The sequence below is a fragment of the Acinetobacter sp. AG3 genome (assembly GCF_022343575.1).
GTDB lineage: Bacteria > Pseudomonadota > Gammaproteobacteria > Pseudomonadales > Moraxellaceae > Acinetobacter > Acinetobacter guillouiae.
Window position 1 is genome coordinate 3,369,738 of the sequence record NZ_JAKQZD010000001.1, and the last position, 13,007, is coordinate 3,382,744.

Below are 13,007 nucleotides of genomic sequence, written 5' to 3' on the forward strand. Positions count from 1 at the left end.
AAGGTACACATGATACTGGCAATAATGGTAGATTTTAGCTGGAGCAATCATTGAGCCTACATATTGTAGTTTACGTCATTTCCATCTCATGCTGAGATGAAAATGAATTAAATGATTTTGAATGGTTTAGTGATGTGAGATATTTTTAGAATTAGAAAGATCGGTTTTTTCGTTTAGTACTTAATCTAAATATTAATTCCTCAGTTGTGTAATCTCTGTCTAATGAAAGTTCAATAATCTGAAATTGCTTAATGTCGTAAGCATCAAGATATTGAATTTCAAAATCAACTGTAAAAGAATCATCATTCTCATATTCATATCCAAACGGAAGATATAACTTTAAGTGTTGTTCTGAATTTAATGCATTTGAGAGTAAATCAAAGTGTGTTGACATTACTACACTTCTATTCTGATTTGCATTAATAATACTAATCTCTCTACAAGTACTACGACTATTTTTTAGAAAACAAGTGAATTCAAGTATCCCCATACTTGTTCCATCTGGATTTACTGGTATAGGGGTAATTTTCATATCAACAAAATGGAAAAAAGGTTGTGCATTAATAGTTTCTAAATTCTGTTGGCGAGTATCTTTGTTTTTAGACAATTCAAGTTCTGCTTGAGTAGCTCTCACTAATAACCTTTGCTGTTCAACATTATTAGCTAACTCCTGATATTGATGATTAAGCGCTAGAGTATTTTGTTTCAACTCTTGTCCTTGTTGTAGATATCCAAAAACTAACCATAAAAATGCCAATGGAGAAAACACACCTGCTAGAAAATCTCCTTTTTCATTTAGATGCAATTCTTTAAAAATTTGAAAATCCATAAAATCTAAAATTATTCCAATATAAATAATTGTGAAAATACAGAGAAAAATTGCACTTAAGTGTTCTTTTAACCATTGCAACATGAAATCATTTCCGTCTTATTAGAAAGTTATAAAAATAAATAACAAAATGAGATGATGGACCTTGTTAGAACAAGATTCATCTCTTCGTAAATTGGCTAGTGTAGGCAAAGCCTTGTTACCTTGTACAAAGTAACAAGAGGCTAGCAGAAAATGAAAAGTTTTTGCACTAGGTGAAATAGAGAAAATAAAACCAATCGTATCATGCATGGATGGAGTACTTCATCTTGTGTCACAACTGATTTAAAAATTCCTGACACCAATACTGTATATAGAATAAATACTTATTGAAATATGACCGTGAACATAGTTTTACCTATGTTACCCCCATACTAGCAACTATTTAATATTCCAGAATAATAATACTGCTCTGCAATTGGTCTAAGAAAAAGCTAATATTTTTATATTTTCTGATCATTTGATAACAGCTTCTATTGAACGTTTTGAGCCAATCAGTCTCCAAATGAATTAAATAGGCGCTCCTGAGCAGATGACCTATTTAATTCTAATCATACATTTAGATTAAAAATTATAACTTGCCATGATGTTTAAACGGTTATCTTCACCCTTTTTGCCATTAAAGGTTTCGCGTTCACCATATACATATTCAACTCCTAAAGTAACGGGTGTATAGGGCTTGTACATTGTGTTTATCCATCCTTGCCATAAAGATTTATTCTGAGTTGAATTTTCGTAGTTTAAACGTGCAAACTCATTATTATCTTTTGCAAGCATATAACCATAACCAATCGTAGAACGCAGTCGTGGGGTAAAGGTATGCGTTAGACCAAAGGTAATGCTATCAAATTCATTACTATGCATTTTTTGATTGCCATCGATGGCATAACCATTATTTGACCAAAGTACATAACGTCCATCACCTTTTACATGGTAATAGTCACCCTTCAACATATTTTTCTCAGTAAACTGATATTGAACACCTAAGCCAAGCCCCCAAGCCATATTGTCATCGGCATTGGTTTTCTTCTCTGCAACAAAAGTTCTCGCTGAAATTAACCCTGCTTTATCTGCAAACTGATGGTTTATACGAGCAGCCAGCGCAGGTAAACGAATTTTAGCATCTGGCTCGGTATGTCCCATATATTTTTGATCCTCGATACTGACGGCATATGTCGTCTCAGTACCTAAACGATCACTATAACGAAGCAATGGTGTTCGTAATAACGCTCCACCCACATAACCCAGTGCATCCACTGTTTCAGGCATAAATTCTATGGGAGAAACAAAGGTTGACCATGCTTGCCCAATTAACCATTTGTCAAAAGTTAAATAAGCATGGCGAATACGAAACTGATCCCGATTCGCACCACCGACAAAATCCATTTCAATTTTACCGCCCACCGCGCCTATCTCGGTTGGTGTTTTAAAATCTAAACCAATCCGAGTTACACTCGGTGTTGATTTAAAGCGATTTTCTTGTTGACGAGCTTGTGGTGTATTTTCAATTGGTACAACATTGATATTATTAAACATTGTATCTGAACCAGCCGATTGATAGGTTGCATCCAAACGAATCAAACCATATAAATTGAGTTCAGTTCCTGATTTTAAAAGATTGATTTTGCTTGGTAATATTGCTTTATCAATATTCGCTTGTGGCTCAATATTGGCAGGATTTTTTTCACTATTTTGTCCCTCCTTGCTATTACTGGTTGTCGCATACGCTGGCGATAACATTAATATTGCGCTACTTGCCCATAGCAGATTTTTAATGAAGAAATATATTGTTTTCATAAGAATTCCCTTCTTGATTTATTCATAAATTTGTTCAACTTAAACATCTTTAAGACATTGAAATTATTTCAAATTTATATTTTTTTATGCGTAGCTGCACTTTGGCTGGCAGCGGTGGGTAAATTACCAAACTTCCAAAAAACGAGGATTGCAATTAATGCCAAAATTACAGGTATGGTCACTGTTAAAAACAGATTTGGCGTTGACCAATTGAGACGAATCAATTCGGCACCCAATACAGGACCTAAAATTGACCCTAGCCGTCCAACACCCAATGCCCAACCAATTCCTGTTGAACGGACTGAAGTTGGGTAAAACACTGCACCTAATGCATTCAATGCAGTTTGTGCTCCGAGTACACAGAAACCTGCTGCTCCTATCACTAAAAATGCCATAGACAGTGTTGTCGCTGATTGCCCAATCATGGCAATGGCTATCGCAGCACCGATAAAGGTCAAACTCAATGTCCAACCAAAACCACGACGATCAACAAACCAACCTAAAATCAAATTGCCCAGTAGACCTCCTATCCAAAATACAGCCCCTGCCAACACTGCTTTTGAACCCGCATGACCCGCTTCAGTCATCAACACAGGGAGCCAATTTGCCAAGAAGTAAGCAGCTAATAAATTCATAAAATTGACCACCCATAGCATGAGTGTCCCAAGTGCTAAATTGTCCTTAAATAGTTGGGCAATAGGTGCACCCTCTTTCGCCGATTCCCTCACAACAAATTTGCTCTCAGTACCAGCGGGTTCAACATAGCCCAAACGAGTCGCCCAAGTTTTTAACACATCAGGTTTACGATTTTTCAGGGTTAAAAAAGGCAATGATTCTGGCAACTTAAACAACATAACCACGGCGAGGATCAATGGAGCAATTGCGCCTGTTAAAAAGATCGAATGCCATCCCCAAATTGGAATAATGGCAGCAGCAAGTACGCCACCCAAAACACCGCCAAGAATAAAACCTGAAGAAATAATCATCATCAGGGTGACGCGGAAACGAGTTGGGCTATATTCTCCTGCTAAAGTGACACAATTCGGAATGATCGCCCCCATACAAATCCCCGTTATAAAGCGGTAACTCACCAATGCTTGAACGGACTCAGCCATCATGATGACTGCCATACATACGGATAAGGCAAACATAGCGCCAATTAATACAGGTCGACGCCCGAACTTATCGGCAAAAGGGGCAAGAAATAATGCACCAAATGCCATCCCAATCAGCCCAGCACCAAAAACTGAACCTAAATCTGCTTTTGCAATTCCCCAATCTTGGATAATTGCAGGGGCAACATAGCCCATTGCTTGTACATCAAAGCCATCAACAACCATACATAAAGCGCATAACAGCAACACCCATATCTGATGCTTGGTCAGCTTACTTTGGTCTATTAAGTCCGTTATATTGATGATATTCATCTATCTCTCCTTGTATTTTTTATCGTTATTGCATGCCACCTTCCCAGACGTGCTATCTAAAATCAGAGCAAAAACTCTCTCAAAACTTTATAAAAAATAAAGTTCATTGTGGTTGCAAAATTTGTGCTTGTTCTTGCTTTAAATACGACATTAAATATTATTAAAATCGTATACTTTTAGTATTGTTCTACAAACTATTCCTCTGAAGCTTCAATAATTTTTTCTGCCAATAACACTGGATTGGTAAAAATGACTTCGTGACTACCAGACATTTCAACCAATTTAAATATACCTAGGCGGCTTGATGTTTGTGGATGCCAAAAACCTGTTGGCATCGTTAAATCATCAAGACAATTTAAAAAACTCTTTGGAATATCTAATGTATAGAATTTTTTTAAATCTAATTGGTCTAAAAAAGGTTGATAGGGTTCAGGATTCAATTTCTTATAGGTTCTTTCTGCCATTTCCTCATCTGCATCATTGATAAAAGTTGCTTTCCACACATCTAAAGGCAACATAATACTTTGATGATTAGATACTTGTGCTAACACACTAAACATCTTCCCATAATCATTTGGTAAATACTCGACCATACTTTCACCATCGTTCAGTACAAAGGCATTCCAGTAAATTAAACGCTGGATTCGATCCGAAATAGCTTCAGCCACTTTAGAAATAATCGATCCAGCATAACTATGCCCAAGTAAAATAATATTATTTAAATTATGCTCGATAATATAATCCACAATTGATTGCGTACTTTGAGCATGATTCACATTACGATCTACGTTTGGACCATGACCTGCTGTTGTCGGTGTATGAACAGTATGACCTTTCTCTCTTAATTCCTTTGCAACCTCTTGCCATGAATCACCATCATGCCAACCTCCATGTATCAATACAAATGTATACATTTTTGTATTCCTCATATTTTAAAATTAAATATCCATATTAAAACTCTCACACAACGCTTTTTTCAGTATTGGCTTATATTCAATGACCCGCCAATAAAGCACCTGCATGTGGAACAACAGGCACAATGCCTAATTCATCCATCATTTTTCGTACTGTACATACAGCAGTTGATAGGGTTGGTATCCCTAGCATGTCTTCAATTTTCTGAATCACAGCTAAGGATGGCATTTGTACACATGCCGAAGCGATCACCACATCTGCACCTTGTGTATTTAAATGCTTAACATCTTCTAATAACAACATCGGATCACGTCGCCCCACCTCCAAGTTATCTGGGATCTCAAAGCAAATAGAATCAATCACTTCAATTCCTTCATGCTCGATATATTGCACCACCAGATCAGTTAAAGGTCGCATATAGGGCGCCATTAATGACACTTTCTTTGCGCCCAATTTTTTTAAACCATCGACCAATGCTCCAGCCGAAGTCATTACTGGGGCTAAACAATGGTTTGCCCGAACAACTTCTGTTAAGGCTTTTTCAGTTTCCCGATGATAGCCTGCACCCATTGCCATAATGGCCACCAAACATGCTGTACTCATCACATCCACACGCGCATCTGCAAGCTCTGCAGCACAACGTAAACTTTCTGCATTCATTACAAGCAGTTCTTCTTTGGTCACTCGGTGCATCCGCATACGGCTGGAGTGAAAAGTAAATTGTTCATCTGGATAGAGTTCTTCTCTCATACGAAACATCGCTGGAATTTCAGTTTCCATCGTGGTATTCGAACTAGGGACGATTTGCCCTATCCGATAATTTGTCTTGCTCATTTCTAAATCCTTTTATCAATCATTAAAATCTGGATGCAGACGCTCGTATGCTGCAATAAACTGTGGATCGCGTTGTTTTAAATCCTGATGACTGACTTTGCCTGTACGGCGCATATAGTCATAGGTAAAACTGATTGGATCTAAATCTAACCGAGTCGCAACATTTTCATACCAGTCAAGACTTTTAGCTGCGGCTGTCTGAAATGAGGAAGAGGCATGACGACGTTGCTGTTCAAACAGTTGAAAAGCTAAGGCAAGATCATCTGGAGCCTTGACGATCGCTTCATGTAATGCAATTGCATCTTGCATCGCCATACGTGTGCCAGATCCCAAAGAAAAATGAACAGTTCTTAACGCATCGCCAAGCAATACAATATTTTTATATGTCCAACACTGATTCTTAACAATATTGGCTTCAAACCATAAGGAACGGTTTGTGAGTAATTCATTACCACCTAAATCACGCGCAAAAACTTTGGCACAGAAATCTCGACTTTCATCTTCATTCATTTGGTCCAAACCGCAGGCTTTCCATGTTTCTGGGTCAACTTCAACCAAGAACGTACTCAGTTCTGAACTATATTGATAAGCATGCGCAATAAAGACACCAGCATCATGATATGGACGGAAAATCAGCGATACGGGATGGAAACGTTGCCGTGTGCCATACCAGACAAATTTATTACGACGTTGTTCAAATTGTGGCTGAAAGTGGGCTTGATATTGTTTACGAATCGCACTATTGCCACCATCAGCTGCAACCACGAGATCAACCTGTTGAGATAAAGTTTCGATATCTAGCATTTGATGTTCATACTGAATCTCAATACCAATAGCTTCACATGCAGTATTCAATGTATTTAACATATCAATTCTTGAAGTACGGGAAAAATGATTGCCATGTACTTGTACTCGACTGTCTCGATGTACGATTTCCATATAGTCACAGCATTCATGATGATCTGTGAATTCTTTAAAAAATTCCGGATCAGCATCTTCTAAAAAGGCCAAGCCAATATCAGAAAACACCACGCCCCAACCATAAGTTGCACCACGGCGGTTTTGCTCATAGACGGTAATTTCATGCTGAGGATTATTCTTTTTAGCCAATAATGAGAAATATAATCCCGCTGGGCCAGCTCCGATCACTGCAATTTTCATAACTGGATTTCCTACGCCAAATTTTGTAATAAACACTGACTTTGATAATGTTCTAAAGCCAAACGAAATGTAGATGGGATATCAATCGAACGCCGCTCATCAACAGCAATACAGACAGGTGTCAGTTTTGAAATAAAAATTATATTTTGATCTAAAGTCCGCCCTGTAATATTCAAAACATAAGTACGGCTATGAATCTCTTCCACCATAACGGTCAGATCAAAGATTTCATCTGGTTTTAATGAACGCTTAAAATCAAAGCTCAATCCTCGAGTCGGGGTTCCAAAACCATGTGCTGACTTTGCCTTTTGTGAGTATTCACCCAGTAAAATTTCATAAAACCATTCCGCAGCCGAAACCACATAGTCTGAAAACACACCTGTAAAGACCACACCTGCTGGATCACATTCCAACCACCGTACACGGCGGCGAATTACCACTGGCAGCGTGCTGATCACCTGTTCATTACATTGCATCATAGGCACCTCTCGCTCTGGCCTGCTCTTCATGTAATTTTTCGGTGATGATCCGTTTTAGTTCAGGCTTATTCAGCTTACCGACATTGGTCAGAGGAAATTCAGCTATGATTTCAATACGCTCAGGGCACTTATATTTGGCAAGCCCCTGATCAATCAGAAATGCTGCCAACGCTGCGACGTTTGGCACAGTACAATTGAGATTCGCAATAATAAAAATGCAACCCTTTTCACCATATATTGGATCAGGCATTGCCACTAATTTAGCGTCGGCAACTGATGGGTGTTTACAGATGAATGCCTCTACCTCTTCACAGCCAATCTTTTCACCACCTCGATTGACGTTGTCACGTAACCGACCTTCAAAGGTATAACAAATGACACCACCCTCTATTTGATGCGCAGTCATCATGTCACCGGTACGATAAAAACCCGCTTGGGTAAAAGCACTGGCATTAATATCAGCTGCATTGTAAAAACCAGGTAATGTGGCAGGTCCTTTAAAACATAATTCGCCCATTTCACCCAATTTGACTTGTTGCTCTGATTCAGGATCGAGCAGACAAAATTCATCTTCAGGGCAACCCGAAACACCATGGGAATGATGTCTTTGAAATATAGGCGCCTCAGCACCCGAGCCCAATAACAATCCTTCAGTAATGCCATATAAATTGGAACATGGCACCCCTAAATGCTGCTCTAACATATCGGCACGGCACATAGTACAAAACAGCTTTAAAGAAGATAAATCATGTTGTTGAATGGCTTGATATGCCATCAGCTGCGGTGCAATTGGACCAATCGACAGTGCATGGGTGACTTTATGTATTTCAATCAGTTGCAACATACGTTTAATATCGACCTTTGGCATAATGACTGCGGAAATACCAAAGCTAATCACCGACACCAAGGCATAAATTGTTCCAGCATTATGTACAATCGGTAAAGACCAAATCACCCTACTGTCTGTATCAATGCCATAGGTTCGCATCCAACCTAGACTATGGCCCTGATATTCAGCATGAAAACGTGGAATAATTTTTGGAATGCCTGTTGTACCGCCTGATAACTGAAAACTGAGTACATCTTCTGCACCTAGCTGCACATCTTGCATCTTTAGTTTTGCTGTTTCTAAATCAATCGTGGCAATCAGATCATTGAGATGAGTCAAACCCTCGTCTTGTCCACGAATCACAATCAACTTTTCAAGACTTTCCGATTGCTCCAGCATCGATTGGGCAAATGCCACCAAATCAAAATTAGGACTAAAGTCAGCTTGTACGAAGTAAGCCTTTGCCGCACTTTTCTCTACCAATTGTCGAATTTCAACTTCACGATGCTGAGGTAAAGAGCACACGGGGATAATGCCTGTTTTAAAACAGGCGACTAAAACCAGAATGGTCTCAATATTCGTCCCCAGCTGAAAAATTGCTCGATCACCTGTTTCCAAGCCATGATTGAGTAATGCTGCGCCCAATCTTTCTGTCAGATGATCCAGTTCCTGAAAAGTTAAATTGCGCTCATCACTGATAAAGGCCAATTTATCTGGATAACGTTGTGCAATTTTCCTTAGTGAATTTCCAAGCGTGTCATTAATCCACGCACCACTTTCAATCCATTTTTTAGCATTTTCAGCTGGATGATAAATAACACCTTGTATTGGGTTGAGTATCCTACTCATCTTGTTCTCCCTATTTTTTATGCGATCTTTTCCTGATCTAAACGGTTAACTCACAATTTGATTGACTCCATGGCTGGCACTAAACGGACTTGATCTCGATCATAACTTTCGATACGACCATGGATACCACCTGTAAATAGCCCCCACCAAACAGCGGGTTTTAATCCCAACGCTTTACGGCGAAACTCAATAGGCGCATTGGATCGAATAATGTGATAGACAGGATGATCTGAGCTGACGGTACAACCTGCTTGCGTTTCAGCACTGCGTACCAAGGCAGAAAACTCCTCAACTTTTGGTACATAAATCTCAAGCTTTGCTTGAGGTACCTGTTCAATAAACATGGCCTTTTTATGCCATATCTGATCAATCTCAGTGATACGTTGTCCACGCAACCTAGCTTCTTCTTCCGCAGCAATTGCGGCTGCTAAAGTCAGTGCAGCATCATCAGCATCGACTTGAACCAGTGGTCTTAATTTACGCGTAAACTCAATGAAGTAACCATTTGGATCACGCACATAAATTGATTCAATCACTTCATGCGTGGTTTCAGCAGAAACCGTTAAACCTTTAGATTCCAGATGCTGTTTCCATGCTTTTAATTCGTCTGGGTTTTCTACTAACCAAGCCGTATGCGTTGCATCAAACACATGATCTTCGGGTAATGGTGCAGCATTGTCTCTGCCCTGCATTTGTTCTGGTACATCACTACCGAGATAGTAGAAAAATGCAATCGTGCTGCCATGACCACTATCAAAGAAAAAGTGTAAAAAATCTGGATGTGTAGCAGGCCCCCAGCCTCGGGCTGAAATCACATGAATGAGGGGCAAGCCTAAAATATCTCGATAAAACTCGACCGTTTCTTTTAACTTCCATGTCGGTCTAGCAGTATGGTCTACACCACAAAGCACCAATTTTGATGAAGAAGCGGTTTTCATCATAAAACTCCTCAACGTGTCTCGTTGAATATCAATTTGGAAAAGTACGCTTAAGCCAAACAGCAATCTGCCGTCCTGCTTCCAAACGCCCAGGTTCATCTTCGGGATTTAAGGCACGACCGTGATGATCTCCTGCAATACATAAATGTTGTTTATCTTGTGTCGGTAGGGCGTGAAAGACGTGCTGAACTTCTTCGGGAAAGCAAGCTTGATCACCTGTATATTCAATCACCAAAATCGGTTGATGCAGGGATGAAATGGTTTTTTCTAAGGTTGCATTGGAAGATAAACCTGACCATGTAGACAGCCAGCTTTCAGGGGTACATTGCCGAGCAAAACCCACAGCACCATAATTTGAGGTAAATGGATCACTTCCCCACAAAGACCCAAATTTACGCAAAGATGGATCAAGTGACAGATCAAAACAACGTAAATCGGCATCTGTACGCCACACATTAAAAATCGGAGTATGTGCCGCCAAACGCCGATCTTCTATGGTTGCTGATGTTCCTGCTATTTTGACTCGCTTACGGGCTTCAAGTCGGCGGCTAATTAATTCATGAGCATACGCATCTAAACGGGCGACCCGTGCTTTTTGTGCAGCACGATAGCGCGCAATAAATTCAGCACGATAATGGGTATTTTGTTTTCCTTTATAACCATTCTCTGGATTGAGCGGGTCCAAAGATGGATCGACAAGCAAAGCATTGTTTTCATCAATAACCGATGGATCAATACAATTTAAAAGTAATGCGCCTTGACCTGGATGAGGGCCGACAAAAATTAAACCATCTACTTTCGGCATATCGAGTTGCTCTAATTTTGTAGGTCTCCCTCCCGGCGTATGTTTAATTCTTTGTTCTGGGGGCAAACTAGACTGTTGAACATAAAAAGAAAATAGCCCCACACCTCCAGAGTTTCCTAACAAGATAATTTGCTTAAACCCTTGTTCCTTTAAAAAATGCAATCCAGCAGCGACATCGTGTAATGCCAATTCATGTTCAAGACGTAAATCATTGCCGACAGAGCGTGGAAACTGCGACCATGCAGCATAACCCGCCGCAACAACATCTGGGATTAAATAGTGACACGCCATAAATTCACGTGGATGCATAATACAAACAACCGTATCAGTTCCTTGTGCTGGCATATATAACGAACCACCTGTAGCGGCTTGGTCTGCTGTGCGCAATACCACATTACGCGTCACTGTATCCGTAGGGATATCTCTTGGATTCCAATCCGTATTTAAAAATCCAGCAATCGCTTGTACGGTACTTTTTGTTGAATTCATCATGAATCGCTTACCTACATTCCTGTATTGATTTAATCTAGAACAAACTGACATACATGTCAAATATTTTACATAATAGTAAAATAAGTAAAAACATCACAAAAATGAGCATTAAATTGATAAAGAAATTAGAAAAATAAAATAGTAAAAACAATAGATTATAATTTTTATAAAATTATTAGACGCCTATTTTATTACTGTAAAATTTTTTACATATCTGTAAATTTATAAAAAATAAAAATATAAAATGGTTAAATTTAAAAAATTCTTAAGTTTTTATATCTAAGAGAGATAGATCTTATTGAGGCAATATTTTCTTAGTTCTATCAGTATTTATTGCAAAACTCATCTAAGCCTGAATTGCTTTCTCTCATAAAAGTGAGTTTTGTTTTTTTTGAATTTTTTTAAATTTGTTTTGTGACGCTCAATTATATGGGCTCGATAAAACACACAGAATTATAGATAAAATGAGCGCTATCTAAGCTCTATACAACCTAGAAAAACCGACAAATCACCGACTTCTGCTGTTTTGAATATGAACCGTATCTTTTTATTCTATAAAGTAAAAATTATATAGTGAAATCAATATCTCACTAAATTTTCATCAAAATTAACGTTCTATATTTATGGCAATTGGCTCTCTAAAATATCTAATTGATCTCTAAGAATTTGCAAACTCTCTCGTGGAGAAGTCGAACGAAATTCTGATTGTTGTTGTTTTAACACTGAACGAAGTGCCAATTCTGCAATTTGCTGTGCAATTTGACTGGCTTCTTGAGCATCGCCTTCAAACCACCATGCCGTCCAATTACACATGCCAATCATTGAAAAAGCAGCCATATGAGCATTTGCTACTTGGAAAACACCCGCATTTACCCCCATTTTAATCACATGTACAAAATTTGATAGCACTGATTTTCTTGAAATTTCAGCAGTCGCTCTACCCTTTTCAGATAAACTACTCTCACTACGTTCTACCACTCTAAACTGTATAGGATGGGTGAGTATTAACATCGCATGTTTGATAATAAGCTCTCGAAGTAATTCTTCTGGTGCGAGATCATTCCGATCTAAGATATTCTTGGTTAGATTACTTGCTTCACGCGTAATTTCATCCGTCAGTGCTTCTAGAATTGATTCTTTATTTGGAAAATAGTAATAAATTGCAGGACGTGTAACAGCTAATAATTCAGCAATATCATGCATACTGGTACCACCGAATCCTTTTTCGATAAACAACTTAGATGCTGCTTTTAAAATAGATTCTCTTTGCATTTCATTACGCCCATTATGACGGCTCTTCATCGGTTTTGGCTTATCGAACATAAAACTACATGAAACCTGATCAATTATTAGAATTGTAGTTTACTTATATTTCGTTATTTGTGTTAATTTTTACTTTAAGTATAAAAGGCCTAACCCTAGCACTCGCCAAAGGTGTGGGCATTGCGCTTATCTCTTCAATTGTATTCGCTCTTTAAAGTATAAAACGATAGCCAACAACCAAGAAAATTCATCCAGCAAAAATCTAAAATAACGCTAAACGAACATTAAAATAAGTTTTAATAATTGTGTTTCGACCTGAAAATGGCTGAAAATATCAGCCATCTTTCGAT

General features: G+C 38.6%; 11 protein-coding genes. All 11 read right to left on the bottom strand.

What is annotated here, in order from left to right:
* Positions 1-151: 151 nt before the first annotated feature.
* Positions 152-913: a hypothetical protein gene (locus tag L3V46_RS15575; RefSeq protein WP_239046201.1), complete on the bottom strand. Its 762-nt coding sequence runs from the start codon at positions 911-913 to the stop codon at positions 152-154.
* A gap of 519 nt (positions 914-1,432) precedes the next feature.
* Positions 1,433-2,665 carry a DcaP family trimeric outer membrane transporter gene (locus L3V46_RS15580; protein ID WP_034615951.1) on the bottom strand — a complete coding sequence of 411 codons (1,233 nt, stop codon included), beginning with the start codon at positions 2,663-2,665 and terminating at the stop codon, positions 1,433-1,435.
* A gap of 74 nt (positions 2,666-2,739) precedes the next feature.
* Complete coding sequence (locus L3V46_RS15585; protein ID WP_239046202.1) at positions 2,740-4,092, bottom strand: MFS transporter; 1,353 nt, start codon at positions 4,090-4,092, stop codon at positions 2,740-2,742.
* A gap of 194 nt (positions 4,093-4,286) precedes the next feature.
* A complete protein-coding gene (locus tag L3V46_RS15590) occupies positions 4,287-5,006 on the bottom strand; it encodes an alpha/beta hydrolase (RefSeq protein WP_239046203.1) in 720 nt (239 codons plus the stop codon).
* Positions 5,007-5,085: 79 nt separating this feature from the next.
* Positions 5,086-5,841 (bottom strand): Asp/Glu racemase, encoded by a 756-nt coding sequence (locus L3V46_RS15595; RefSeq protein WP_034615942.1) that lies wholly within the window; start codon positions 5,839-5,841, stop codon positions 5,086-5,088.
* 15 nt (positions 5,842-5,856) lie between these two features.
* The gene (locus L3V46_RS15600; protein WP_004819791.1) at positions 5,857-7,002 is read right to left on the bottom strand and encodes an FAD-dependent monooxygenase; all 1,146 of its coding nucleotides are present in this window, start codon (positions 7,000-7,002) and stop codon (positions 5,857-5,859) included.
* An 11-nt stretch (positions 7,003-7,013) separates the two neighbouring features.
* Complete coding sequence (locus L3V46_RS15605) at positions 7,014-7,478, bottom strand: acyl-CoA thioesterase (RefSeq protein ID WP_034615936.1); 465 nt, start codon at positions 7,476-7,478, stop codon at positions 7,014-7,016.
* A complete protein-coding gene (locus L3V46_RS15610; RefSeq protein ID WP_239046204.1) occupies positions 7,468-9,159 on the bottom strand; it encodes an AMP-binding protein in 1,692 nt (563 codons plus the stop codon). Before L3V46_RS15610 ends, L3V46_RS15605 begins: the two co-directional genes overlap by 11 nt.
* Before the next feature lie 50 nt (positions 9,160-9,209).
* On the bottom strand, positions 9,210-10,097 hold the full coding sequence (locus L3V46_RS15615; protein ID WP_239046205.1) for a VOC family protein: 888 nt from the start codon (positions 10,095-10,097) through the stop codon (positions 9,210-9,212).
* Between the two features lie 31 nt (positions 10,098-10,128).
* Complete coding sequence (locus L3V46_RS15620; protein WP_239046206.1) at positions 10,129-11,394, bottom strand: alpha/beta hydrolase; 1,266 nt, start codon at positions 11,392-11,394, stop codon at positions 10,129-10,131.
* A gap of 621 nt (positions 11,395-12,015) precedes the next feature.
* Positions 12,016-12,717 carry a TetR/AcrR family transcriptional regulator gene (locus L3V46_RS15625; protein ID WP_004819783.1) on the bottom strand — a complete coding sequence of 234 codons (702 nt, stop codon included), beginning with the start codon at positions 12,715-12,717 and terminating at the stop codon, positions 12,016-12,018.
* Positions 12,718-13,007 lie beyond the last annotated feature (290 nt).

Coding starts and splice junctions, on each gene's coding strand:
- L3V46_RS15605 (WP_034615936.1), bottom strand. CDS start 7,478: ATGCAATGTAATGAACAGGTGATCAGCACGCTGCCAGTGGTAATTCGC.
- L3V46_RS15610 (WP_239046204.1), bottom strand. CDS start 9,159: ATGAGTAGGATACTCAACCCAATACAAGGTGTTATTTATCATCCAGCT.
- L3V46_RS15600 (WP_004819791.1), bottom strand. CDS start 7,002: ATGAAAATTGCAGTGATCGGAGCTGGCCCAGCGGGATTATATTTCTCA.
- L3V46_RS15585 (WP_239046202.1), bottom strand. CDS start 4,092: ATGAATATCATCAATATAACGGACTTAATAGACCAAAGTAAGCTGACC.
- L3V46_RS15590 (WP_239046203.1), bottom strand. CDS start 5,006: ATGTATACATTTGTATTGATACATGGAGGTTGGCATGATGGTGATTCA.
- L3V46_RS15625 (WP_004819783.1), bottom strand. CDS start 12,717: ATGTTCGATAAGCCAAAACCGATGAAGAGCCGTCATAATGGGCGTAAT.
- L3V46_RS15575 (WP_239046201.1), bottom strand. CDS start 913: ATGTTGCAATGGTTAAAAGAACACTTAAGTGCAATTTTTCTCTGTATT.
- L3V46_RS15615 (WP_239046205.1), bottom strand. CDS start 10,097: ATGAAAACCGCTTCTTCATCAAAATTGGTGCTTTGTGGTGTAGACCAT.
- L3V46_RS15580 (WP_034615951.1), bottom strand. CDS start 2,665: ATGAAAACAATATATTTCTTCATTAAAAATCTGCTATGGGCAAGTAGC.
- L3V46_RS15595 (WP_034615942.1), bottom strand. CDS start 5,841: ATGAGCAAGACAAATTATCGGATAGGGCAAATCGTCCCTAGTTCGAAT.
- L3V46_RS15620 (WP_239046206.1), bottom strand. CDS start 11,394: ATGATGAATTCAACAAAAAGTACCGTACAAGCGATTGCTGGATTTTTA.